The following is a 25,258-nucleotide window of genomic DNA, read 5'->3' as shown; positions in this document are numbered from 1 at the left end:
ACTCCCATCAGGGGACTGGCAAGGGGATTTCACCATTTCCCGATCAGATTTGCATCGCCGATGACGGCGGCGGCGATGACCGTTGTCCCGTTGCGGGTCAGCGCCTCGCAGGAGACCGCCAACGAGGTTCCGGTCGTCACGACGTCATCGACGAGGATCACGGGTGACCGGCAGGTACGGGCCAGGAACCTGGCCCCAGAAAGCCGTTGCCTTCCGGCACGTCCCTGGGTGCGTTGGGCGTCCCCGTCGTCCCGTCTTCTCAGCAACCTTGCCGCCCCGATCCCCAGCTCCTGGGCGGCCCGGCGGGCCAGCACCCAGGTGTGGTCAATGCCCCTGCGGCGTACGGCAGCTGGCCGGGAGGGCACCGGAACCAGGAACGTTCCCGCCAGGAGACGGCAGGCGGCCACCGCCACGGCCAGCCTGCGAGAGAGCACCCGGGCCAGGACCCAGGCGCCGTCGTCCTTGAAGGCCGGGATGAGCCGCGCCAGCTCGGGACGGTACGGATTGGCGGCCCAGGTGGGCACCCGGATCCCGGGGCGCCGAACCCGGTGCGGGCTTTTGCCGGCGATCCTGTCCCGGCAGACCGTGCAGCAGGCCATGGCGGGAGAACCGCAAACCAAGCAGCGGGCTCCGAGCAGCAGGGGGGCGAAGTCGCGGAGAAGGGAGGCACACACCCATCACTGTGGAACCTCCCGGATCCCCGGAGGCTTTTTTCCACAGGTCAACCCGGATAACTGATCCAGGTCATCGGCGTCTTGGCCTGTTGCCATGTGCCGTGCTGTTCATACAGCAGAACGGTCCCATCGGCTGCACGCACGGAGACCGCGTCCCCACCCGGCCTGGGCAGCGCGGTCACCTGGACGGGAGACGCACTCACCGGTCCGAGGTCGGTGACCTCCGAGCCATCCACCGCGACCACGAACACGGACTTGCCGGAACCCGCACTCGCGACCACGGCGACGTTCACCTCCCCGGTCCAGTCGAGCGCAACCGCATCGGAGAGTTCCTTCTCCTGGGATGCGGTCAGGGGAACCTCCTGCCAGCCCACCATCCGGTTTCCCTCGATCAGCGACGCGGCCCCGAAACGGGTGGCCCCCCCGATCCCGAGCAGAACGGCCGCCCGCGTCCCGGAGGCGTCGAGGGAGAAGTCCACCACCTCACCGGGCAGCGCAGAAAGGTCGATGGCGGCGACCTCCCCCTGCGGGGACACGCTCAACAGCCGCTGTTCCCCGGAGGAACCGCGTCCGAGCAGCCACAGCCTCCCCTGCGCGAAATGCACCGATCCGGCCCGGGTCAGTCCAGTGTCCACCTGGATGGGGGCATCGCCACTGGGGCCGATCCGGACCGTCGCCGGGGATCCGGCCACGGTCGCGGTGAAGGCCCCGTCCAAGGAGATGGCGGTCATTTCCGCTGACGCCCCGTCGCTGGTGAGGGGAATGAAACTGGTGTCGGCGCTCAGCTTCCCCGCCCGGCCCTCGTGCACGCCGTACAGGTCGGCCGATCCTGCCTTTGAGAGTGGCTGGTAGTCCTGCTGGGAGGAAAGTTCCAGAACCTGTTTGTCGTTCTGCCCGGGCAGCGGGTAGGGCCTGCCGTCAACGACCAGGTGCAGTCCCGAGACCTTGGGGATCGACGAAAGCGACCACAAAAGCTGCGCGCCGAGTTCCCGTCGCTCCACGTCACCGAGACCCTGGGGCACCCCTTCGAGCGCAACCGTCACGACACCCGAGGAATCCACTACCGCACCCGCCGCACCGAGCCTGGTTCCCGCCGGAATCGCATTGCGCACACCGGAGGACAGGAAGGTGCCCGGCCCGGCAAGTTGCGCCTCCACGATGCGGCCCGGGGTGATCTCGGAGGCCGGCAGGTGCAGCGGTTCGGGAACCACGGCCTGACCGGAACGGGCGATGAAATACGACCGCGCCGAGTTGTATGACCGGGCAAAGATGTAGCTGGAGAGCAACACCCCCTCGGGCGGGGCGGAAACCCGCCATTCCCCCGCTTCCTGAACCAACCCGAAGTCGTGGGTGAGTGATTCCCTGGAAACGGTGAAACGCCCGACCGCGTCCACAGTTCCCCGGGTGGTTCCGCGCAGTTCCAGACCATCCCCGGCGGCCTCCACCCAGCCGTCGTAGACGACCGTTGCCCGTCTCGGAGCCCACTGCCCGCGCACGGACGACGAAAGGTACTGGCGCGCCACCTCGTAGTCACTGGTGGGATCCGCCATGGCCTGGAGAAAACCCTCGACGATCCTGGATGCGCTCATGCCCTTCTGGGGGGGTTCCGGGGCGATCTGCACGCCCCGTCCCTCCGCGGAGACCGTCACCTCGGTCACCGGGCCAGAGGTCGGGATGTCGGTACAGGCCCCGAGCAGCAGCGTCAGGGTCGCGGCGACCAGCCTGGTCAGGGCACTTCGGGGGCTCATCGCAGGTCCTTCCGGGAGTCCAGGTCCACCGGGATGATGGGCAGCGGCGAACTGTTGAGTGTCACCTCAGGCCCGCGGGGCAGGGTGAGGCGGAATTGGGCCCCCTTGCCGGGCCGCCCCCAGGCGGAGAGCCAGCCCCGGTGCAGCCTGGCGTCCTCCAAGGAGATTGCGAGCCCCAGCCCGGTCCCGCCAGCCGCACGTGCCCGGGACGGGTCCGCGCGCCAGAACCGGTCGAACACACGACCGGACAGTTCGGCCTCGAACCCGATCCCGTGATCCCGGACCGTGACGGCCACGGCCTCCTCGTCGGATGCGATCGTGACATCGATGGGCCGCCCCTCCCCGTGGTCGATGGCGTTGGTCAACAGGTTGCGGACGATGCGGCGGATACGGCGGGCGTCCAGTTGCGCGGAGGCCGCACCGTCCAGGTGCAACCGCAGTTCGCTCCCTTGGGAGCGGGCGAAGGTCTCCTGGGCCTGCACCTCGGATGCGACCAACGCGTCCATGTCGACCTCGTCCAGTTCCAGGATCGCCGCCCCGGCGTCGAACCGTGAGATCTCCAGCAGGTCCGCGAGCATGCAACTGAACCGGTCGATCTCCGCGTTCATCAACTCCACGGTCCTGCCCACCTCCGGGGAAAGTTCGTCACGTTCCTCGTAGAGCAGGTCTGAGGCCATCTTGATGGTGGTCATGGGGGTTCGCAGCTCGTGGCTGACGTCGCTGACGAACCGCCGCTGCACGGCGGACAGCGTTTCCAGTTCCCGGATCCGCTGCTGCAGATCCGAGGCCATCTCGTTCATCGAGACCGCCAGCGAGGCGAGATCGTCGGTTCCCCTGACGGGCATGCGTTCATCCAGCTGACCGGAGGCCAGGCGCAACGCCGTCCGCCCGGCCTTGCGGACAGGCCTGACCACCTGCAGGGTCACGAGATAGGCGATGGCCGTCAACCCGAGCAGGAGCGCCGCCCCCGTGGTGTAGACCGCGCGTTGGATGTCGCGGAGCGTGGCGACCTCACTCGTCATGGGGAAGACGTAGTAGACGGGGAATCGTTCACCGGCGGCCGTCACCAAGGTGGTGCCCACGACGAGCCCGGGTTTCCCCTCCCCCTCGCCCGCTATGGTCACGCTCGCTGCCGCAATGTACATTCCCTCCCCCGCCGTCACCCGTTGACGCAGCTCGACGGGCACGGATTCAAGCCCGATGCCCGACGAGGAGGACAGCACGGAAGCAGGTCCTTCGATGATCACCAGATACTGGGCGGCCTGCGCCCCGGCCAGCTCCACCAGGCGGCTGAGCTGCTCATAGGTTGCCGTTCCCAGCCGCTCCGGAGACTGCAGCTGCCCCTGCATGAAACGATGCATCCCGACCGCCTCCCGGATCGAGGCCGTTCGTTTCGTGGCGACGATTCCCGCGCTCGCCTGCTGCACCAGCAGCATCCCGGCCAGGACCAACACCACGCAGGAGGCGACGAAAGTGGTCAGCAACACCCGCAGGGGCAGGGAACTCCACCAGATCCTCGCCAGCTTCCGACGGCCTCGTTCACCAGGGCTGCGGCTCACCGGCCCGGTATCCGATTCCCCGAACGGTCACGATGATCTCCGGATGCTCGGGATCCTTCTCCACCTTGGAGCGCAACCGTTGCACGTGCACGTTCACCAGCCGCGTGTCAGCGGCGTTGCGGTACCCCCACACCTCGTCGAGTAGCGCTTCCCGGCTGAAAACTTGGGAAGGACGTTTCGCCAGTGCGAGCAGCAGATCGAACTCGAGCGGCGTCAACGAGAGCGTCACGGGACCACGTTTGACGGTGTGCGCCGTGGTTGAGATCACGAGATCCCCGATGGTCAGCTGGTCGGCACCCGGATCCGCGCTGACGCGGCGCAGCCGGGTGCGAATCCGTGCCAGGAGTTCCTTCGCCTTGAAGGGTTTGGCCACGTAGTCATCCGCCCCGGCCTGCAACCCAGCAACCACGTCGTCGGTCTCTGATTTGGCGGTGAGCATCACTATGGGTACCCCTGACTCGGCCCTCATGTCCCGGCAGACGCTTACCCCGTCACGTCCCGGCAGCATCAGGTCGAGCAGCACCAGGTCCGGCCGGCATTCGCGCATCGCCGCCAACGCTCCGGTTCCCGTGGCGCAATGGGTGGTGTCAAACCCTTCCTGCCGCAGCACGATCTGGAGCATCTCGGACAGGGCGGGATCGTCATCCACGATCAGGATCAGGGCACGATTCCGGTTCTCGGCCAACACCGACCTCCTTCCCGAACTGGCTTCCATGCTAGTGGAACGAACAACCATCCCGGGCACCCACCGGGTTCGCATCACAGGGGCGCGGCTGCGGTGATCCTACCGGGCAGGAACACCGGCCCGGGCCCCACGCCCCGCCTTCGTTCCCGAGGATGTGGCGGGCATCGTCGAAAGGTGGTGGCTCCGCCCGTTCGCCGGACCGCAGCGGTGGGATCGCACCGATTCGTGTGCCCGGACGGGCAGAATCCGGCACCGCAGGGGCATTGAATAGCCGGCTCCATCCGCGGGGTTTTCAGTTCCACTCGGAATGCCCGGTCCAGGTGGACCAGATTCCCGGACCGCCACCGATCCGGCGCAACACCCGGCGCCACAGGTCCTTCGGGGTCCCGAAAATCTCCTCCGCCCGGGCGTGGCTCCTGAACCAGGAGCCCCGCAGAAGCTCACCCACGAGCTGCCCGGCACTCCAACCGGCCAGCCCTACGTAGATGCGGATGTGGACGTAGGTTCCGCGCACCAGTTCCACCGGGGTTTCCAGGTCCAGCACCCCGACGTCCCCGAACAGGCGCCGCCATCCCGGCGGCTCCTCCCAAGGACTCCGGACCTGGGCCAGGCCCAGCGCCGTCTGCCGGGAGACGGGTCCGCCCTCGAAAAGTTTCGCGGGCGGGGTCAGCAGGTCACTGAAATGCTCCAGGGAATCAACCATGGTGACCTCGCCGATCTTGTGCAGACAGATCCCGAGGCTGCCCTCCTCGTTGTGTTCCAGCAGCAGCACGACACTGCGATCGAAGTATCCTCCCCGACCCGGTTCGGTTGCGATCAGGAGCTGTCCCGCCGCCGGTTCGCCCAGTTCCATACCTTCATTCTCGCAGGATCGTTACGATCTTCACATGAGCTGGGTTGAACACGCGATCTGGTGGCACGTCTATCCTCTCGGGCTTTGCGGGGCCCCGATACGGGAACCCGACACAGCTCCCGGCCCGCGGCTGAGACGTCTGCTCGGCTGGCTCGACTACGCGATCGAGCTGGGGTGCTCCGGGCTGTTGCTCGGCCCCATTTTCGAGTCACAGTCCCACGGCTACGACTCCCTCGACCTGTTCAGCATAGACACCCGCCTCGGGGATGAAACCGATTTCACCGAGCTCGTCTCCCAGTGCCGGGACCGGGGGCTCCGCATCCTCCTGGACGGGGTGTTCAGTCACGTGGGCGAGGGCCACCCCGGAGTGAAGCAAGCGCTGGCGGAAGGGCCCGGTTCCCCTGCCGGGAGACTGTTCGACATCGACTGGCAGCATCCCGGAGGCCCGAGGCCCCGAGTGTTCGAGGGGCACTCCTCCCTCGTACGCCTGAACCACTCCGGCCAGGAAGCCGTGGATCTGGTGGTCCGGGTGATGAACCACTGGCTGGACCGTGGAATCGACGGGTGGCGTCTCGACGCCGCCTACTCCGTTCCTGCCGGGTTCTGGTCCAAGGTGGTGGAAAGGGTGCGGCCCCACCATCCCGATGCCTGGCTGCTCGGTGAGGTGCTGCACGGTGATTACTGCGCTTTCGTCGCCGAATCCGGCATCGACTCGGTGACTCAGTACGAGTTGTGGAAGGCCATTTGGTCCAGCATCAACGACCGCAACCTGTTCGAGTTGGACCACGCCCTGAACCGTCACAACCAGTTCCTCGACTTCTTCACACCGAACACTTTCATCGGCAACCATGACGTCACCCGCATCGCCAGCAGGGTGGGGGCCGACGGGGCCGTCACCGCATTGGCGATCCTCATGACCGTCGCGGGCACACCGTCGATCTACTACGGCGACGAGCAGGCGTTCACCGGCATCAAGGAGGAACGCGTCGGCGGGGACGACGCAATCCGCCCCGCTCTCCCGGACTCCCCCACCGGACTCGCTCCTTGGGGTCAGCCGGTGCTGCGGGCCCACCAGGACCTGATCGGGTTGCGCAGACGCCATCCCTGGCTGGTCGACGCCCGCACCACGGCCCTGCACTTGGAGAACCAGCGAATCGTCTACCGCAGCTCTGCCACGAACGGTTCCACCCACCTGGACGTGGAGATCGACCTGACCCACTCCCCGAACGCGCTCATTCGTGACGCAACGGGTCGGGAGCTGTGGCGCCAGCGGAGCTGAAAACAAAGGATGCCCCCGACCGAGGTCGGGGGCATCCGCAAGATTCAGTGGAGATGGCGGGAATTGAACCCGCGTCCTTGAAAGGCGAACCAGGGATTCTCCGGGCGCAGCTGACTAGGCGGTCTGCTCGGCCCCTGCGCTCACGTCAGCAAGTCGCAGCCGGACCCAGTTCCAGTTGAGTCCCGAACCACCCCTGGAACACAGGCGGTTCAGCAAGCCTTCAAGAATGAGGCCAGGCACCAGGAGGAAGGCACCCCCGGGCGTGACCCTTCGATCGCTGATCAGGCAGCGAGAGCGAAGTCAGTGCGGCTGTTGTTGGCACTTATTGGTTCCCATGCAGCGTTAACGAGACAAGCATGGATCCTCGGCCCGCTTCTCCTCGAACTACCGTCCAAGTCGAAACCAGTCATCCCCTCTTGAGTTGTGCGAGACCCAGTGTAGCTCATCCGGCATCACCGGCGATCCTCCGGGGGGCGCATCAACATGAGCCTTTCGATGACGGCCGTTGATTTCTCTCCCGTGACCGACCGGATGGCCAGCCAGAGCGTCATCAGACCCCAGGCGATGAAACCCAAGAACAGCAGCACAGGAGGCGCCCAGTTCGAGAAAACCAGGATGACCGCGATCACACCGTAGATCAGGGCGCTGAACTGGAAACACATGGCGCGCGATGCCTCGGTGGCGATGCGACTCCTCGGCGAGGCCAGGGCCCGGGCGATGGCGGGGGCCAGGAACATCGTCGGCAGGGTCGCGAGATGGAGGAACCCGGCCGCCAGGTTCTGCATGCCTTCGTGAACGGGGTGCTGAACCGCAGGGGCGCTCGGGAACACATCGGCCACCCGCGCCAGTCCCTGCAATGACGCGTTCAAGTCGGCCCGGGTCTGAGCGGCCAGGGCCATCCCCAACCTCTGCTCGAACAGTTCATCGCTCAGGACCCCTGATGCGTACACCCGTTGCAGGTATTCCACGGCGCGGTCGCGCTGCACATCCGTGACCGTGGTGAAAAGGCTCGGATCGGTCATGTCATCCATGTTGCCCCATGGTCCGCCAAGTTCCACCGGGGTTAGCCCTGAACTCTCCCCGGTAACCTTCCGAAAGGGTCAGCGCCGCCTGGAACCCAGCCGGTTGCGCGCCCGCAGCGCCCGCTGCGCCTCGCGGTTCGCATCGCGTTCCGCGATGCTCCGCCTCTTGTCCCAGTCCCTCTTGCCCGTGGCGACGGCTATTTCCACCTTGGCGTAGCCGTCCTTGAAGTAAATCGACAGCGGGACGATCGTCCTGCCCGTGGCCTCGGTCTCCTTGGCGAGCCGGGTGATCTCCTTGCGGTTGAGCAGCAGCTTGCGGGAACGCTTTGCAGCGTGGTTGCGCCAAGTCCCGAACTCGTACTCGGGAATGTTGACGTTGCGCAGCCAGACCTCACCGTCATCCACCGTGGCGAACGCCTCGGCCAAGGAGACCCGTCCCATTCGCAGGGTCTTGACCTCGGTTCCGGTGAGCACGAGTCCGGCCTCGTAGGTCTCACCGATCTGGTAGTCGTGACGGGCCTTCTTGTTCTGGGCGACGAGCGTGCGTCCGGTTTCCCTGGGCATCCCGCAATGATGCCACGCCTGGACTCAGCTGAACCAGCGGGACATCGGGTTGGTCACGGAACCATTCTCCCAGACCATGAGGTGCAGGTGGCATCCGGTCGAATAGCCGGTGGTTCCCACGTACCCGATGATCTGCCCCTGGCTCACGTGGTCCCCAACCGAGACCACGTAACTGGTGGCGTGGTTGTACCCGGTGGTCACGTAGGTGCCACCCTTGCTGCCGTGGTCGATCATGAGGCGGTTCCCGTAGCCGGCGTTGAAGTAGCGCTCCGAAACCACACCATCCCCCGCGGCACGGATGGGTGTTCCGCAGCCGGCCGCAAAGTCGGTGCCGTCGTGCAGTTTGCTGTACCCCAGGACAGGATGAACCCGCATGCCGTAGGGAGAACTGACGGCGCCATCCACCGGGCGGATGAAACCGCCGCTGGAGGAGGAACCCTTGCTCGAGCCGGACGAGGAACCGGAACCGGACGAGGAACCGGAACCGGACGAGGAACCGGATGAGGAGGAGCCGCTCTGCTGGGAGGAGCGTTCACGGGCCTGCCGTTCCTCCTCCGCGCGTTTCTGCTGAGCGATGCGTTCTTGAATGCGGCGGTCGACCTCGCTGGATTCACTCTCCAACTCGCTCTGACGTCCTTTCTCGGCCGTCAGCTGCGAGTCGGCCTTCACCTTGGCCGCGTCGCGCTGGGCCACCTTCTCCGCTACCTCCGCGCGTTTCGCCTTCGCGGCCTCCTCCGCCTGTTTGGAGGATTCAAGTTGCTCGGCGGCTGCCTTGCGCGCCTCGGCGGCAGCGGCCTCGGCCTCATCGGCTTCCTTCTTCGCCGCGTCGAGCTGGAATTTGCGCGAGGTCAGTTCGTCCAGTTCGAGTGCGCTGGAACTGAACAAAGTGTCGGCCAGCTGGGCCCGCTGATTCATGTTGCCGACGCCGGCATCGCTGAAGAGAACCGACAGCTCCGCCAGCCCGCCGTTCTGCTGGGTGATCACCGTGATCTCCTCGGAGGTGCGGGCATCCACGGAGTCGTAGGCCGCCTTGGCGGCGGCCACGTCGGCCTTCGCCTTCTTGGCCTTGGTCTCCGCTGCCGCAAGCTCCGATGCGCGTTGGGTATCCAGTTCCTTGGCGGCCGTGAGCTTGGTTTCCGCTTCGGACAGTGCGGTCTCAGCGGTGGCCAGTTCCGTCTTCGCTGCTTCGAGGGCGTTCACCGCATCGGTGAGTTCCTTGGACGCCCCCTCCACCACTGATTTCTGGGCCTCCAGCTGTGAGTCCAGTTGATTTCGTTTGTCGTCCAGGTCATCCGCGCCGGCCCGGGTCGCGAGCGCACCGAGCATTGTGACGCTCAGGACCGAGGCAACCAGACCGCGGGCGATTCGATTGAGGATGGGGTTTTCGGGTAGATGGGGAAGAGCCCGATTCACCTTGATCTCCTTACACGTCAGATTCTTAGATACTTTCTGGTCGCCAGCAGCGTCGGGATGACCGACAATGCAACGCCAACCACTGCTATGCAAATGATGGCATTGAAAACATGATCCGCGCCAATCCAAGCTATAGCTGGGATTGAGGGTCTGGCGGTTTGCTCAATCAATAGCAAATAGGTAATTGCAATTGAGCCAGATGAAATGAGCACGCCGATCAGACCTGCAATGAGGCTTTCCAGCAGGAACGGCAGCAGGATGTAGAAGTTGGAGGCCCCGACCAGACGCATGATGCCGATTTCACGCCGACGGGTGAAGGCAGCCATCCGGATGGTGGTGGAGATCTGCAGGGCCGCCGCGAGCAGCAGTAGGACACTCATGCCGATCGTCGCCCACTGGAGCCCGCCGAGAGTGTTGAACACGGGATCGAGGACGCTCCTCAGGTCCCTGACGTTCTGAACTCCCTGGAGCCCCTGGGCCTCGCTCACCACTCCCTTGTAGTTCTCGGGGTTCAGCAGCTTGATGCGGAACGAATCCTGCATCTGCTCAACGGTGCGGGACGCGAGGACCGGGGAGTCCTTGAACACCCTCTGGAACTCCTTGAAGGCTTCTTCCTTGGATTCGTAGAAAACCTCCTTGACCTCGGGGTTCGCCTTCAGGGCCTCCTCGATCGCCTTGCGCTGGGCGTCCGTGGTGGCCTTCCCCGGTTCACACGTACCCCCCGTGCTGCGTTCCACGCACAGGAACACGGAAATCTCGACTTTGCCGTACCAGCGGTCCTTGACCAGATCCACCTCCATGGATGTGAGCAACCCGACCCCGAAGAGCGAGAGGGAAACCGACATGGTGACTATGACCGCGATGGTCATGGCCATGTTGCGCTTCAACCCGGACCAGGTCTCCCGAAACGTGTGCCGCATTTTTCCTCCCGCTTTCTCAGTTGACGCCGTAGACACCCTTGGCCTGATCGCGCACGAGTTCACCCTTGCGCAATTCCAGGACGCGGCGTCGCATCTGATCCACGATCGAGGAATCGTGGGTGGCCATGATCACGGTGGTTTCGGTCCGGTTGATCCGGTCGAGCAGTTTCATGATGCCGACGCTGGTCTCCGGATCGAGATTTCCCGTCGGCTCGTCGGCGATGAGGATCTTCGGCCGGTTCACGAAAGCCCGTGCGATCGCGACCCTCTGCTGTTCACCGCCCGACAGCTCCTCGTTCAGCCGGTTCTCCTTTCCCTCCAGGCCGACGAGCCTGAGGGTCTCCGGAACCACCTCCCGGATGACTCGTGACGGCTTGCCGATCACCTGCAGGGCGAAGGCAACGTTCTCGTAGACGGTTTTTCCCGGAAGCAGACGGAAATCCTGGAACACGGTTCCGATCTGGCGCCGCAGCACCGGCACCTTCCATTGGTTGAGGGTTGAAAGGTTCTTTCCCGCGACGTACAGCGTGCCCTTCGTCGGCCGGTACTCCCGCAGGATGAGGCGCAGGAAGGTGGACTTGCCGGACCCCGACTGACCCACGAGGAAGACGAACTCGCCCTTGGCTATCTCAAGGTTGATGTTGCGAAGTGCTGGGCGGTCCTGCCCGGGATAGAACTTCGTGACGTCCTCGAAAGTGATCACTGTGCTGCTCCGACCGACTAGGGGAAGTTTCCTGAGAGTATCTCAGGACACGGCCTGTAGCAGTTAACCACGCCCCGCCAAACCTGCCCAACCAACACGCCGCGGATGGTTGATCCGGGTTATGGACCGCGCGCCGCCGGAAGCCGGTTCGTCTCTGCCACTCGGCGGCGTGCCGGCTGTTCCACCCGCCCGGGCATCCAACGGCTCACGCCGGGCCGGGATCGGCCTGATCACCTGGCCCGGACCGTCCCGGCCGCGAACCCCTTTACCTCGTTGCGGACCCGCTCTTCTTGCGCCACCGGATGCCGGCATCGATGAAACCGTCTAGATCGCCGTCGAAAACCGCGTCCGGGTTCCCCACCTCGTACTCGGTTCGCAGATCCTTGACCATCTGGTACGGGTTCATCACGTAGGAACGCATCTGGGCTCCCCAAGAGTTCCCCCCGTCGCCCTTGAGCGCGTTCATCTCCTTCTCGCGTTCCTGCCGGGCCAATTCCAGGAGCCGCGATTGCAGCACCCTCAGGGCGGCCGCCTTGTTCTGCAGCTGTGACTTCTCATTCTGGCAGCTGACCACGACGCCGGTGGGCAGATGCGTGATGCGCACGGCCGAATCCGTGGTGTTGACGGACTGCCCACCGGGCCCCGAGGAACGGAAGACGTCCACCCTGATGTCGGACTCCGGAATGTCGATGTGGTCGGTTTCCTCCGTCACGGGCAGCACCTCGACGCCCGCGAAGGAGGTCTGGCGGCGGCCCTGATTGTCGAACGGGGAAATCCGCACGAGGCGGTGGGTGCCCTGCTCAACGGACAGGGTGCCGTAGGCGAACGGCGCCTTGACGGCGAAGGTGGCCGATTTCAATCCCGCCTCCTCCGCGTAGGAGGTGTCGTAGACCTCTACGGCATACCCGTGGCGTTCGGCCCAGCGCAGGTACATGCGCATCAGTTTCTCCGCGAAATCCGCGGCATCGACCCCACCGGCCTCGGCCCGGATGGTGATCAGGGCCTCCCGGGAGTCGTACTCGCCGGAGAGCAGGGTGCGGACCTCAAGCGCCTCGATTTCCCTGGCGAGCCGGTTGAGTTCGTTCTCCACCTCGGTCCTCGCCTCCGCGTCGTTCTCCTCGACGGCCAGTTCGAGCATCACTGCTGCGTCGTCGAGGCGGCCGCGCAGGCCATCAAGGCGCTCCACCTCGGCCTGTCGTGCGGAGAGGGTCGAGGTGACGCGCTGGGCGTTCTCCTGATCGTTCCACAGATCGGGGGCGGCGACCTCCTCCGCGAGTTGCGCTATCTCGGCGCGCAGCCCCGGCAGGTCGGCCACCGCCTCAATGGATTCCAAGGACCTGTCCAACTGGTCAATCTGGGTCATGAGGTCTGCATCAGCCACAAGCGGGCAGTCTACCGTCTCGGCCCTGTTCCGTTGACTGGTTGAATGGTGTTCTCGGAAGAAAGGAAACAAATGGCTGCTACGAAAACCCGCCTCAAGGCCGAACTGGCGAAGGCGCTGCGCGCGAAGGACGAGTTCACCAAGTCCACGATCCGCATGATGCTGGCCGCCATCACCGTCGAGGAGGTCGCCGGCAAGGTGGCGCGCGAACTGAGCGACGGCGAGGAGCTGGCGGTGATCACGAAGGAACGCCGCAAGCGCCTCGACTCGGCCGCGACATATGCGGAGGCCGGGCGCCCGGAACTCGCCGAAAAGGAGAATGCCGAGGCTGAATTCATGGCTGCTTACCTGCCCACCCCGTTGACCGACGAGGAACTGGAAGCCCTCGTCGAGGCGGAGGTCGCTAAGGTGAGGGCGGCTGGTGAGACGCCCACCATGAAGCACATGGGTGCCCTCGTGAAGGCCGTGAACGCGGCCGCGGCGGGCCGCGCCCCGGGGGCGGAGGTGGCGGCCCGCGTCAAGGCAGCAATTCTCGGCTGACTTGGCCCGGGCCCGTCCCTTTGCCACAATGGGCGAGCCCTAGGGCGCATAGCTCAGCTGGTTAGAGCACCTGCCTTACAAGCAGGGGGTCGGGGGTTCAAGTCCCTCTGCGCCCACCGGGGGCCACCGTGTGCCGGTATGCCGGCGGAAAACAAAATTCGGGTCCGGTCTCCCGTCTTTCCCCGGCCAACCCGGGAGGGACCCGGATCGCCCGGCCCGAAGGCCCGGAAGTGGTCGATCCGGATATGCGACACATGACGAAGACTTCCGGGGGACCTAGACTGGCTCTTTGGAACAGCCGTGGCGGGAAGGGGAAACGGATGACGGACGATTCGTCGTGGTCCGCCGGTCCCCGCAGGTCGGCTGATCACGGGGTGTCCGCCAGGCACGCCAGGACGATCGACCCGGCCCCGGCCCGAGGACGTCGTTCGCTTCCCGAAACCGATTTCGATCCGGAGCCCGCACGCAGAGGAGCCCGCAGATTCGCGGATCCGGAGCCCGAGCAGTGGCACGAACCGGATCGTAGCCCGCTCGACGGCCCGGGGGCACCTCACATCGAGAACCGGAGGTACCAGGAAACCTCCTACCCATCGCTACGCGAGGCCACCAGACCAAGGCCCCGGCCCGAACCGGTCTCCGATTTCTGGTCGGTAGCCGAGGCACGGAGCCGGGCATCGGCGGTTGAGGTGGAACCCGAGCTCCCGAAACGCACCACACCCGAACCCGTTCCGACACCGTCATCACCTTTCTCCCCGGAACCCGCCGACGAGAACGCGGGGAACGAGGAGGAAATCGTCCCGGCCCGAGCGGCCAGGCCTGATTTCCTGGGCAGGCTGAAAAGAATCGGCCTGGTGATCCTGGCCGGGATCCTGATCCTCGCTCTCGGTTTCACGGCATGGTCCTGGATCACACGCGGCACCTGGGAGTTCACATCCCTGTGGCCCTTAGGGGCCAGTGCATCCCCGGAGAAGTCAGGCTCCTCGGCACCGGCTCCGTCCGCATCCCCGGATCCCGAGAGCACGGCGGGGGCGAGGCCGGCCGCGAGCGAACAGGTCCTCGACGACACCCACTTCACGGTTCCCACGGGCTGGAGGGAATACGGTGAGGACCAGCCGTCGGCCGAACCCAACCGCAAGGTGGTACGTCTTCAGCACTCCGAAACTGATGTCCGCCTCCAGGTCACCTCTTTGGTTGAAATTCCCGAGGGGAAGGACCTCCTGGAGGCCTGTAAGGCGCTCTCAACGAGTCAGCAGGAACGTTTCAGCGCCCCCGTGCCCACACCGGCCTCCCAGGACAAGGTCAGCCAGGCCCAGGGCGGGAGCTACACCACCTGCGGTTTCACGGGTGTGCGGACCGAGAACCAGGTGCCGAACACGGTCATGTTCACCGTCCTGGTGCGAACCAACGATGGTCATGTGCTGATTCTGCGCAACATAATCCCGGACTCCGTGGGCGGGGGGGCCACCGCGCGTCAGGAGCTGGCGGGCATGAACTGCACCGCCAGCCTCAACTTCGGGGTCGCCCTTCCCCTCTGCTGACGAACGGGACCCACCCCGGTCATTTCTGGCCAGGGCGGCGGCTCAGGATGTCAAAGGGTTTACGCAGGGAACGCCACCACTGGGTGTGGGGGCGCATGTTCTCCCAGTCCATGTCATCGGTCACGTCACGAAGCGGGGCGAACAGGCCCTCGGCCCCGGCGTGCGCAGCAGCGTACTCGGACCGGCAGGCACGCAACTGACGATCCAGGTACCCAATGGCGTTCCAGGCCAGCCGGGTGGCGTTGATGCGGTCGAACGGCGAGGGGGTGCCGCCCTGTTGCAGGTGCCCAACCACGGACTCCCGCACGGAGAACCGCCCGTTCCCCTCCGCCTCGTAGAGCTTGCCCAGCACATCTGTGGTGTAGTGCTCGCTGGTTCCCTCCCCCACCACGGCCAGGTAGAAGTTCCGCCCGGAGTCGAAGGCGTCGACGAGGGCCTTGATGTCGGTCTCGAGCTCGGCGAGGGTTATTCCGGTCTCCGGTAGGTATGCCTTCTCGGCTCCCCCGGCCAAGCCACCGACCAGCGGCAGGAAACCGCAGCCGCGGCCCATCGTCTCCACGATGAACGCCCGTTTGCTGGCCGAGTCGCTCATCCGCAGCATGTCGATCGCATCCACGACCGTGTTGAGGGCCGTGTCCGCCCCGACCGCCATCATCCAGCCCGGGAGGTTGTTGTCAATACTCGCCGGCACCACCGCCACCGGGATGTTGAAAGCGGGATAGCGTCGACGTTCCCGTTCCATCAGGTCGACCGACGCGTAGGCATGGTATCCCCCCATCACCAGGAGGGCGTCCACCCGGTGGTCCTCCAGCTGACGCGCCATCGAGTAGAGCTCGGACTCCGAGGGGACGTAGCGGCGGGTCCCGAAATCTGCTCCCCCGGTGTGCGCCATGCCCTCCACATCAGCCCAGCTGACATCGTCGAAGTTGCCCTCGATCAGGCCCGGCATCCCACCGCGCACCGCCAGCATCTGGTAGCCGAGGTCGATGCCGGAACGCACCGCGACCCTCGCCAGCTGGTTCATGCCCGGGGCCAACGCCCCGGCGTGCATGATCGCGATCCTTTTGCCCGCGGGATCCGCCACCGACGGCCGCGCCTCGGTGATGGCCCGGTAGATGTCGATCATCATCTGGAACCCGGGGCCACGCGACGAGATGGCGGCCTCGTAGTCACCCTCTGCTATGTAATCGGCGATCCTGCGGGTCGCCACCACGGAGGCCAGCAGAGGTCGTGTCCCGATCCGGTCGCTGTGCACGCCGACGAGAACCGGTTCGGTCTCGGCACTGGCTTCGAGTACCTCGGAAACCGCCTCGACGCCGCAGGCGGTCGCCATCCAACGGTCGTAGGCCGAGGGTTTCCCGCCGCGCTGGACGTGTCCCAGGATCGTGATCCGGGCGTCCTCCCCACTCTTCTCCTTCAGGATGTCGCGGATGCGGTTCGCCGTGATCGGTTCGCCCTGCCGGTCCGCGGCGCCCTCGGCAACCACCAGAATCGAGTCGCGTCTCCCGGCCCGCCTGCCCCGGCCGAGGACATCCACCATGCGGTCCTCCCAACCGTCCCGGGGCGGGGATTCCGGCAGGAAGGTGTAGTCCGCGCCACCCGCTATGGCGCTCATCAACGCCAGGTAACCGCAGTTGCGTCCCATCACCTCGATGATGAAGGTTCTCTGGTGTGACTCCGCGGTGGCGGAGATGGCATCTATCGCCTCCGTTATGCGGTGCAGCGCGGAGTCGGTCCCGATGGTCATGTCGGTGCCAACCATGTCGTTGTCGATCGAACCGGCGAGCCCCGCGATCTGGAGGACGGGGTGGCGTTCGGCCAGTTCCGGCCCCACTTCTCCGCTGTTCACCAGCTCCGCCAGCAACTCACCCCATTCCAGGCGCAGCTGGCGGGTGCCGGTGAGGGAACCGTCGCCACCTATCACGATCAACCGGTCGATGCCGGAGGTCACGAGATTCCTAACCGCGGTCCTGCGCCCCTCGCGGTCCCGGAACTCAAGACAGCGCGCCGTCCCGATGACGGTGCCGCCCTTGTTCAGGATCCCGGAGACGTCGTTCCACCCCATCTGTTTGATGTGATCGCCACCCGTGACGGCTCCCTGCCAGCCCTCCTGAATGGCGAAAACCTCCGCGCCCGCCTGGATCGCTCCCCGCACGATCGCGCGCACAGCTGCATTCATTCCCTGGGCGTCCCCACCCGAGGTGAGCACGCCGATTCTCGTCCTGACGGTCATTTCCACGCTCCCTCCGAGGTGGGTGTCAACGTCGAGCGGTTCCCTTGGGGCGAACCACCTTGTGTGCCTGCCACTCCGGCGACACGTTCGCGGAACTGGTCAGGGACAGGCCCGCGGTGGCGGTTCCCTCGGCCAAGTCGCTCGGGGAGACGTATCCAGGCCTGCCGACCTTCGGGGTCAGCAGCCAGATGAAACCGGTGGGAGCCAGATCCTTCATCGCATCCACCAAGCCGTCGACCACATCGCCGTCGTCCTCCCGCCACCAGAGAACGACCACGTCCACCGCCTCTATGGCGTCCTCGATCATGTCTGCGTCGATGGCATCCATGATCTCGTCGCGCAGGTCGGGGTCGGTATCCTCGTCCCACCCCAGTTCCTGGACGACCATACCCGCGTCCAGCCCGAGCAATTCGGCTCCCCGCGCGGCGGTCACGACACTTCCCCTTGAATTATGTGTCCCACGAGACCTAGCCTGCCAGATCCCCCGGGCCCTGTGCACCCGGGGGATCCGATCGGTTCAGGGCACGACCCTCACTCGGAGTCCCCGGTCTTGCCGGAGGCCCCGGCGGTGACGTCGTCGAGACGGTACCGCCGGGCGGCTTCCAGGGGCCATTCGCGAGGCACTTCACCCTTCAGGGCCAGCTGTTGCAACACCGCGACGGCGATGGAGGGACCGTCGATGTTGTAGTAGCGGCGGGCGGCGGCCCGGGTGTCGGAGAAACCGAAACCGTCCGCGCCAAGGGTCGTGTACTCGCGCGGCACCCAGGGTCGGATCAGGTCCGGCACGGCGTGCATGTAGTCGCTGACGGCGACGATGGGGCCTTGCGTGCCGGCAAGCTTCGACTCGACCCAAGTGGGGATGTGTTCCCCGAACGGGTCGTTGAACCTGGCCTTGTCGTGGGCGAGACCCTCGCGACGCAGCTCACCCCAGGACGTGACGGACCAGACATCCGCGACCACCCCGTAGTCGTCCTTGAGCAACTGCTGGGCCTCGAGTGCCCAGGGCACGCCGACACCGGAGGCGAGGATCTGGGCGCGGCGGGCGTCCTGACCGACCCCGTCGAAGGAGCCGGGGCGCAGCAGGTACATGCCCTTCAGGATTCCCTCAACATCCACGTTCTCCGGTTCGGCGGGCTGCACGTAGGGCTCGTTGTAGACGGTGAGGTAGTACATGATGTCCTCGGGCTTCTCCCCATACATCCGGCGCAGGCCGTCGCGGACGATGTGCGCAAGCTCATATCCGTAGGCGGGATCGTAGGCGGCGAAGGCAGTGTTGGTGGAGGCCAGGACCGGCGAGTGGCCGTCCATGTGCTGCGTGCCCTCACCCGTCAGGGTAGTGCGACCGGCGGTGGCCCCGATCACGAATCCCCGGGCGAGCTGGTCACCGGCAGCCCACATGGAGTCGCCGGTGCGCTGGAAGCCGAACATCGAGTAGAACACGTAGATCGGAACCATGGGTTCGCCATGGGTGGCGTAGGAGGTCCCGGCGGCGGTGAAGGCCGCCATCGAACCGGCCTCGTTGATGCCGGTGTGGAGGATCTGGCCGTTGGTGGCCTCCCGGTAGCTGAGGAACAGGTCCGCGTCGACGGGCGTGTACTTCTGGCCGCCGGGATTGTAGATCTTGATGGTCGGGAAGAAGGCGTCGATACCGAAGGTACGAGCCTCGTCGGGGATGATGGGCACCACGCGCGGTGCGAACGCCTTGTCGCGCATCAGGTCCTTGAGCAGGCGCACGAAGGCCATGGTGGTGGCCACCTCCTGCTTGCCGGAACCCTTGCGGACGGATTCATAGGCCTTCTCCCCCGGCAGCGAGATGAACTTGCGGTCCCCACGACGTTCCGGCACGTAGCCGCCGAGCGCGCGGCGACGTTCCTGCAGGTACTGCATCCGCGGGTCCTCCGCCCCGGGTTTCACGTATGGCGGGCGGTAGGGATCGGCCTCGAGCACGGCGTCGGAGACCGGCACATGAACCCGGTCGCGGAACGCCTTGAGATCGTCGAGGGCCATCTTCTTCATCTGGTGCGTGGCGTTGCGGCCCGCAAAGTGCTGACCCAGGAAGTAGCCCTTGATCGTGTGGGCGAGGATGACCGTGGGCGCCCCCGTGAACTCGGTCGCCGCCTTGTACGCGGCGTAGACCTTGTGGAAGTCGTGGCCGCCGCGGGTCAGCGCCCAGATCTGGTCGTCTGTCCAGTCCTTCACCATGGCAGCGGTGCGGGCGTCGCGCCCGAAGAAGTGTTCGCGCACATAGGCGCCGTCGTTGGCCTTGAAGGTCTGGTAGTCGCCGTCCGTGATGGCGTTCATCAAGTTGACCAGGGCGCCTTCGCTGTCCGCGGCGAGCAGCGGATCCCACCCCCGGCCCCAGATCAGTTTGATGACGTTCCAGCCCGCGCCCCGGAAAAAGGCCTCGAGTTCCTGGACGATCTTGCCGTTGCCGCGCACCGGTCCGTCGAGACGCTGCAGGTTGCAGTTGATCACGAAGGTCAGGTTGTCGAGTTCCTCGTTGGCGGCCAGCTGCAGCAGGCCGCGGGATTCGGGTTCATCCATCTCGCCGTCACCCAGGAAAGCCCAGACGCGCTGCTGGGAGGTGTCCTTGATGCCGCGGTTCTGCAGGTAGCGGTTGAACTGCGCCTGGTAGATGGCGTTCATGGGGCCGATGCCCATGGAGACCGTCGGGAACTCCCAGAAGTTCTGCATCTGGTGGGGGTGCGGGTAACTGGGCAGGGCCCGCACCTTTCCGTCGACGATGTGGCTGTGTTCCTGACGGAATCCGTCCAGGTCCGCTTCCTCGAGACGCCCTTCCAGGAAGGCCCGGGCGTACATGCCGGGAGAGGCGTGTCCTTGGAAGAACACCTGGTCGCCGCCCCCGGGGTGGTCCTTGCCCCGGAAGAAGTGGTTCATCCCCACCTCGTAAAGGGTCGCGGCGGAGGCGTAGGTGGAGATGTGGCCGCCGACGCCGATGCCCGGGCGCTGGGCCCGGTGAACGGTGATGGCGGCGTTCCAGCGGAGCAGGCGGCGGATCTGGCGTTCCAGGTCCTCGTCCCCCGGGTAGGGCGGTTCCTTGTCCGCCGGGATGGTGTTGACGTAGTCGGTGCCGGTCAGCGAGGGAACCCCGACGTGGCGTTCACGCGCCCGTTCCAACAATTTCAACATGACGTAGCGGGCACGGTTGCGGCCACCGTGCTCGATCACCCCGTCGAGCGACTCCAGCCACTCGGCGGTCTCCCCCGGATCCGTGTCCGGGAGGTTCGTCGGCAGGCCGTTGAGGATCGGCCCGACCTGGTCCTGGATGCTCACGTGAGTCCTCTCGTCGCGATGTGTGCACAGCTGTGGCAAAGATACCGCGCAACCGGCTTTCCGCGAATTATCGCCGGGCCGCGGCCGCCCCATCCGGCTTGCAAACCCGCTCACACGGTGTCAAGGTGACCGGATGGAGTCGTGTTCCGCCCCAGCGGAAAGGACGGAGATGTTCCGAGTGAAGAAACGGATTGTTGTTGCCGCGCTGAGCATCGTGTCCCTGGTCGCCTGCAGCAGCGCGCCGGTGGAGGATCCCACGGATGCACCGAGCAATTTCTCGGGCGAATGCGCCGCCTTCGCGCAGTACGGATCCCTCAGGGGAAGGTCAGTCAACGTCTACACCCCCATCGTCTCCCCTGAGGACCAGTCCCACATCGACTCCTTCAAACTCTTCGAGGAATGCACGGGCGTCAGGATCAACTACGAGGGATCCCGGGAGTTCGAGACCCGTTTACCCGGCAAGATCGACGCCGACGCCCCACCGGACATCGCCTATTTCCCGCAACCCGGCCTGCTGAGAAGCCTCATCGCCCGTTTCCCGGGCAGGGTCAAGGAGGTGCAGGGGCAGGCCTTGGCCAACCTCGAGGCCAACTATCAGAAGGTATGGAAGGACCACGCCTCCGTCGACGGCAAGGTATACGCGGTTCCCGTGGGGGCCAGCGTCAAATCCTTCGTCTGGTACTCCCCGCGTGCCTTCACCGAGAACGGCTACCAAATTCCCCGGACCCTGGAGGAACTGACCACCCTGACCCAGAAGATCGCCGAGGATCACCCGGAGGCCAAACCCTGGTGCGCCGGAATCCAGGCCAGCAACGGAACCGGTTGGCCGGCCACCGACTGGCTCGAGGACATGATGCTGCGCACCGCGGGCCCGGACGTCTATGACCAGTGGGTTTCCCACCGGATTCCGTTCAATGATCCCCGTGTGGTGACCGCCCTGGACCAGGCGGGGAACATCCTGAAGAATGACGCCTACGTCAACGGTGGACTGGGAAACGCGAAATCCATAGCCACCACTTCATTCACCACCGCGGGCCTGCCGATACTGGACGGCTCCTGTTTCCTGCACCGCCAGGCCTCCTTCTACCAAGTCAACTGGCCCACCGACAAGAAGATCGCGGAGGACGGCGACGTGTTCGCCTTCCGCCTGCCGGGCACCACCGAGACGGATCCGCCTCTTCTCATGGGAGGGGAATTCGCCGCTGCGTTCAGTGATCGCGAAGAGGTGAGGGCCTTTCAGGCCTATCTGACCTCCCCCGAGTTCAGCAACGCGAAGGCGAAGGTCACTGGACCCGGTTGGATCTCGGCCAACAATAAACTGGATCCCTCAATTCTTTCCTCCCCCGTGGACAGGCTTTCCTACGAACTGATCACCAGCGACAACAGTGTTCTCCGCTTCGACGCCTCGGACCAGATGCCGGGTTCCGTGGGGACCGGGAGCTTCTGGGTGGGCATGACGGACTGGGTCTCCTTGGAGAAGTCCTCCCAGGACGTGCTGACCGAGATCGAGAACTCCTGGCCGAAGAGCTGACCGCCGCAGACGCAACCATCCCCCCGGCCGGTAGGCTGGCGAGCACCATGACCGCTAAACCCGCAAGCCCGGGGACCCTTCCCGCCACCGTGTCGTCGGCTCGCACCCGGGCCGCCATCTTGAAGCGGCTGCGCGCCGCCACTGCAACCATGAACACCGCCACCCTGAGGGCCCTGGAGATCCGTCACGCATGGTTCGGGGAACTCGACGCCGAGTCCCGCTCGTGGATCAGCGTGCTGGCCCGGGGAGGCATCGACGGTTTCGTGAACTGGGTCAGTGGCTCAGCTTTCTCATTCGAGTCGATCTTCGATTCCGCTCCCCGGGCTCTCGCGGGACGCATCTCCCTGCGACAAACCGTCGACCTGGTGCGCACCACCACCGATGTGGTCGAGGAGCAGATCCAGCTCCTGCTGCCGCGCGCTGACCGGCAGCCGTTGCTGCTGGGGATAGTGCACTACTCCCGGGAGATCGCGTTCGTGGCAGCCGCGGTCTACGCCCGCGCTGCGGAGGCACGGGGGGCGTGGGACTCGCGCATCGAAGCGACGATCGTCGACGCGGTGGTCCGGGCCGAGGCTGACGAATCCGTCACTTCCAGGGCCTCGACCCTCGGTTGGGACTCCGAGGCGCCCACGGTGGTGGTCATAGCGAGCGCCCCGAAGAATCTGCGGATCGACGAGCTGCGCAGGGCATCCGCGCGGCTCTCCTTGGACATGCTTGCGGCCCCCCAGGGGGAGCGTCTCGTGTGCATCTTCGCGGGTGAGGCCCTGACCGACCCGGCCCGGGCGTGTGATCTGGTGACCGAACTCGAGCCACATTTCGCATCCGGCCCCGTGGTGATCGGCCCGCTCGCCGAGGGACTCCGCGGGGCTCCCACGTCCGCCAGGTCGGCGGCCTCCGGGTACCGGGCCGCCCGGGCATGGCCCGAGGGTCCCAGGACCCTGTTGTCGAACGACCTGCTCCCGGAACGGGCCCTCGCGGGTGACGGGCACGCCCGAAGGACCCTGGCCCGCGACCTCTTCGGTCTCCTCAAAGGCTCCAAGGAACTGCTGGAGACCTGCGTCGGTTTCCTCGACGCCGGGTCGTCGATGGAGGCCACCGCCCGGGCCATGTTCATCCATCCCAACACAGTCCGTTACCGTCTGCGGCGGATCCAGGAGGTGACGGGATACAACCCCACGGATGCGCGCGAGGCCTATGTGTTGAGGCTGGCGATCACTTTGGGACGTCTCCAGGAGTGAACCTGCCCATTGTTGTCCCCGGGATCAGGTTTTGTAGGAATCCCACAACCCCTCCCGAGCCATTTTCGTCACCTTCGCAGCCGCACACATCGCCGGCGAAAGGGCAGAGTTGGGGGCGTGCTAGCTATCGTTGCGCCAGGCCAGGGCGCCCAGACCCCCGGATTCCTCGCCGCTTGGTTGGAGGAACCCAGCTTCAGGACCCGCCTCGAGTGGCTGAGCGCCGTCGCCGACACCGACCTCGTGGCCCATGGGACCACTTCTGACGCGGAGACCATCCGGGACACCGCGGTGGCGCAACCCCTACTGGTCGCATCGGCACTCGCCACCGCCGAGCAGCTGAGCCCCGTCGTCACCGGACTCGCAGATGTGGTCGCCGGGCATTCCGTGGGTGAGCTCGCCGCAGCGGCCATGGCGGGGGTGGTCTCCGCCGAATCCGCGATGGTGCTGGTCCGGGAACGTGGCCGCGGCATGGCCGAGGCATCGGCCGTCACGCCCACCTCGATGACCGCCGTGATCGGTGGGGACCGGGAAGAGGTGCTGGCGGCCATCGAGGCCGCGGGCCTGACCCCAGCCAACAACAACGGTTCCGGCCAGATAGTCGCTGCCGGCACCAAGGGGCAGCTGGCCGCCCTGGCCGACAACGCCCCCCGCCGCGCCCGCCTGATACCGCTCAGCGTCGCCGGGGCTTTCCACACCCATCACATGGCCCCCGCCGTGGCCCGCCTGGAGGCGCTGACCGCCGCCGTGCCCACCGAGGACCCCCGAACCGGTCTCCTCAGCAATGCCGACGGGGCGGTCGTGACCTCGGGGCGCGAGTATCTGGAACGCCTGGTCCGGCAGGTGGCGAACCCGGTTCGTTGGGATCTGTGCATGGAGACCATGTCGGGGCTCGGCGTCACCGGGATCCTCGAACTCGCCCCCGCGGGAACCCTGACGGGTATCGCAAAACGCAACCTCAAGGGTGTTGAGTTGTTCAATCTCAACACACCGGACCAGCTGGATGAGGCCCGTTCCTTCTGCGAAACCCACTCGACCAGGGCCTGAAATCCCACCCCTGCTTCACCGAACCGCCCGAAAGGCCGCGACATGACATTGACCCCCTCCACCGGCAGCCGCCACGCCCGCATCCTGAGCGTCGGCGGTTACCGTGGTTCGCGAGTCGTCGACAACGATGAGATGTGCACCATCATCGATTCCACCCCGGAGTGGATCGAGCAGCGCACCGGCATCCAGGAGCGTCGCTGGGCGACCGATGAGGAAACTCCCCTGTTCATGGCGGTGGCCGCGGCACGCAAAGCCATTGATCGCGCCGGGCTGGACCCGTCCCGGATCGACGGGATCATCTGCTCCACCGTTTCCCATTTCCAGCAGTCCCCCTCGCTGGCCGTCTACGTAGCCCACGAACTCGGTCTGAGCGCCGGGCCGGTCGCCTTCGACATCTCGGCGGCGTGCGCCGGTTTCTGCCACGGAATCAGCATCGCCGAATCGCTCGTCCGTTCCGGGGCAGCCACCAACGTCCTGGTGATCGGAGTCGAAACCCTGAGCCGCATGGTCAACCTGGAGGACCGCACCACCGCGTTCCTGTTCTCAGACGGCGCCGGGGCCGCCATCGTCGGCCCGAGCGAAGAACCCGCCATCGGCCCCGTCGTCTGGGGTTCCGACGGCTCCCAGGCCCTCACCATCCAGATCCAGGACTGGGCCGACGTGATCGATCCGGAGCAGCGGATGCCTCTGATCAGCATGGACGGGCGTACCGTGTTCCGCTGGGCCACCACTTACATCACGACCAAGGCCCTCGAAGCCGTTAAGGCGGCCGGTATCACCCCCGAGGAACTGGATGTCTTCATTCCCCACCAGGCCAACAACCGGATCACCGATTCGATGTTGCGCCACCTGAAATTGCCCGAGAACGTGGTGGTGTCCCGCGACATCAGGCACATGGGCAACTCGTCGGCGGCGTCCATTCCGCTGGCGATGGAGGCCCTGCTCGAATCGGGCGAGGCCGCATCCGGGCAGACCGCCCTGATCATCGGTTTCGGCGCCGGGCTCGTTTTCGCGGGCCAGGTCGTCGTCCTTCCATGAC

General features: G+C 65.7%; 21 protein-coding genes, 1 tRNA gene and 1 other RNA gene. 8 read left to right on the top strand and 15 right to left on the bottom strand.

Translation table 11 applies throughout. The features are described 5' to 3' along the window. Positions 1-29: 29 nt before the first annotated feature. From EL272_RS07155 to EL272_RS07135, 5 genes are all read right to left on the bottom strand, one after another. Complete coding sequence (locus EL272_RS07155; RefSeq protein WP_073969940.1) at positions 30-674, bottom strand: ComF family protein; 645 nt, start codon at positions 672-674, stop codon at positions 30-32. A 47-nt stretch (positions 675-721) separates the two neighbouring features. After that, positions 722-2,422 carry an LpqB family beta-propeller domain-containing protein gene (locus EL272_RS07150; protein WP_061786993.1) on the bottom strand — a complete coding sequence of 567 codons (1,701 nt, stop codon included), beginning with the start codon at positions 2,420-2,422 and terminating at the stop codon, positions 722-724. Further along, positions 2,419-3,981: an MtrAB system histidine kinase MtrB gene (gene mtrB / locus EL272_RS07145; protein WP_014846537.1), complete on the bottom strand. Its 1,563-nt coding sequence runs from the start codon at positions 3,979-3,981 to the stop codon at positions 2,419-2,421. Before mtrB ends, EL272_RS07150 begins: the two co-directional genes overlap by 4 nt. Continuing rightward, positions 3,962-4,696: an MtrAB system response regulator MtrA gene (mtrA, locus tag EL272_RS07140; RefSeq protein WP_174525733.1), complete on the bottom strand. Its 735-nt coding sequence runs from the start codon at positions 4,694-4,696 to the stop codon at positions 3,962-3,964. Before mtrA ends, mtrB begins: the two co-directional genes overlap by 20 nt. A gap of 262 nt (positions 4,697-4,958) precedes the next feature. Continuing rightward, positions 4,959-5,519, bottom strand: a complete 561-nt coding sequence (locus tag EL272_RS07135; RefSeq protein ID WP_014846535.1) for a YqgE/AlgH family protein — start codon at positions 5,517-5,519, stop codon at positions 4,959-4,961. Positions 5,520-5,553: 34 nt separating this feature from the next. Between EL272_RS07135 and EL272_RS07130 the strand changes: the two genes are divergently transcribed. Continuing rightward, entirely contained in the window at positions 5,554-6,798 is a 1,245-nt protein-coding gene (locus EL272_RS07130) for an alpha-amylase family protein (protein WP_014846534.1), read from the top strand. A gap of 45 nt (positions 6,799-6,843) precedes the next feature. Here EL272_RS07130 and ssrA read toward each other — a convergent pair. The 7 genes from ssrA to prfB form a co-directional block, all read right to left on the bottom strand. After that, positions 6,844-7,212, bottom strand: a transfer-messenger RNA (tmRNA) gene (gene ssrA / locus EL272_RS07125). A 38-nt stretch (positions 7,213-7,250) separates the two neighbouring features. Beyond that, complete coding sequence (locus EL272_RS07120) at positions 7,251-7,820, bottom strand: DUF1707 domain-containing protein (protein WP_051014978.1); 570 nt, start codon at positions 7,818-7,820, stop codon at positions 7,251-7,253. A 78-nt stretch (positions 7,821-7,898) separates the two neighbouring features. Then, positions 7,899-8,384 (bottom strand): SsrA-binding protein SmpB, encoded by a 486-nt coding sequence (gene smpB / locus EL272_RS07115; protein WP_061786995.1) that lies wholly within the window; start codon positions 8,382-8,384, stop codon positions 7,899-7,901. 24 nt (positions 8,385-8,408) lie between these two features. Then, positions 8,409-9,797, bottom strand: a complete 1,389-nt coding sequence (locus tag EL272_RS07110) for a M23 family metallopeptidase (protein WP_061786996.1) — start codon at positions 9,795-9,797, stop codon at positions 8,409-8,411. 17 nt (positions 9,798-9,814) lie between these two features. Then, positions 9,815-10,717, bottom strand: a complete 903-nt coding sequence (gene ftsX / locus EL272_RS07105; protein ID WP_081490260.1) for a permease-like cell division protein FtsX — start codon at positions 10,715-10,717, stop codon at positions 9,815-9,817. Between the two features lie 16 nt (positions 10,718-10,733). Next, positions 10,734-11,420 carry a cell division ATP-binding protein FtsE gene (gene ftsE, locus EL272_RS07100; protein ID WP_014846530.1) on the bottom strand — a complete coding sequence of 229 codons (687 nt, stop codon included), beginning with the start codon at positions 11,418-11,420 and terminating at the stop codon, positions 10,734-10,736. 265 nt (positions 11,421-11,685) lie between these two features. After that, the gene (prfB, locus tag EL272_RS07095) at positions 11,686-12,801 is read right to left on the bottom strand and encodes a peptide chain release factor 2 (protein ID WP_014846529.1); all 1,116 of its coding nucleotides are present in this window, start codon (positions 12,799-12,801) and stop codon (positions 11,686-11,688) included. Between the two features lie 72 nt (positions 12,802-12,873). Between prfB and EL272_RS07090 the strand changes: the two genes are divergently transcribed. The 3 genes from EL272_RS07090 (at position 12,874) to EL272_RS07080 (ending at position 14,879) form a co-directional block, all read left to right on the top strand. After that, positions 12,874-13,341 (top strand): GatB/YqeY domain-containing protein, encoded by a 468-nt coding sequence (locus EL272_RS07090; protein WP_061786998.1) that lies wholly within the window; start codon positions 12,874-12,876, stop codon positions 13,339-13,341. 42 nt (positions 13,342-13,383) lie between these two features. Beyond that, positions 13,384-13,457, top strand: a tRNA-Val gene (locus EL272_RS07085). Positions 13,458-13,661: 204 nt separating this feature from the next. Beyond that, positions 13,662-14,879 carry a hypothetical protein gene (locus EL272_RS07080; RefSeq protein WP_014846527.1) on the top strand — a complete coding sequence of 406 codons (1,218 nt, stop codon included), beginning with the start codon at positions 13,662-13,664 and terminating at the stop codon, positions 14,877-14,879. Between the two features lie 19 nt (positions 14,880-14,898). On the opposite strand, the gene EL272_RS07075 is transcribed toward EL272_RS07080, so the two are convergent. From EL272_RS07075 to aceE, 3 genes are all read right to left on the bottom strand, one after another. Further along, a complete protein-coding gene (locus tag EL272_RS07075; protein ID WP_126409374.1) occupies positions 14,899-17,112 on the bottom strand; it encodes a 6-phosphofructokinase in 2,214 nt (737 codons plus the stop codon). 25 nt (positions 17,113-17,137) lie between these two features. After that, positions 17,138-17,545, bottom strand: coding sequence for a DUF3052 domain-containing protein (locus tag EL272_RS07070; RefSeq protein ID WP_014846525.1), 408 nt, complete (start codon positions 17,543-17,545; stop codon positions 17,138-17,140). Between the two features lie 98 nt (positions 17,546-17,643). Continuing rightward, the gene (gene aceE / locus EL272_RS07065; protein WP_014846524.1) at positions 17,644-20,406 is read right to left on the bottom strand and encodes a pyruvate dehydrogenase (acetyl-transferring), homodimeric type; all 2,763 of its coding nucleotides are present in this window, start codon (positions 20,404-20,406) and stop codon (positions 17,644-17,646) included. Between the two features lie 169 nt (positions 20,407-20,575). On the opposite strand from aceE, the gene EL272_RS07060 reads away from it, so the two are divergent. From EL272_RS07060 to EL272_RS07045, 4 genes are all read left to right on the top strand, one after another. Beyond that, a complete protein-coding gene (locus EL272_RS07060; protein WP_061786999.1) occupies positions 20,576-21,937 on the top strand; it encodes an ABC transporter substrate-binding protein in 1,362 nt (453 codons plus the stop codon). A 149-nt stretch (positions 21,938-22,086) separates the two neighbouring features. Continuing rightward, positions 22,087-23,175: a PucR family transcriptional regulator gene (locus tag EL272_RS07055; RefSeq protein WP_041697435.1), complete on the top strand. Its 1,089-nt coding sequence runs from the start codon at positions 22,087-22,089 to the stop codon at positions 23,173-23,175. A gap of 117 nt (positions 23,176-23,292) precedes the next feature. After that, positions 23,293-24,219 carry an ACP S-malonyltransferase gene (locus EL272_RS07050; protein WP_073969941.1) on the top strand — a complete coding sequence of 309 codons (927 nt, stop codon included), beginning with the start codon at positions 23,293-23,295 and terminating at the stop codon, positions 24,217-24,219. Between the two features lie 42 nt (positions 24,220-24,261). Then, a complete protein-coding gene (locus EL272_RS07045) occupies positions 24,262-25,257 on the top strand; it encodes a beta-ketoacyl-ACP synthase III (RefSeq protein WP_014846520.1) in 996 nt (331 codons plus the stop codon). Position 25,258 lies beyond the last annotated feature (1 nt).

Origin of the sequence: Arachnia propionica (assembly GCF_900637725.1) — a bacterium.
GTDB lineage: Bacteria > Actinomycetota > Actinomycetes > Propionibacteriales > Propionibacteriaceae > Arachnia > Arachnia propionica.
This window is presented reverse-complemented; position numbering and strand designations above follow the sequence as displayed.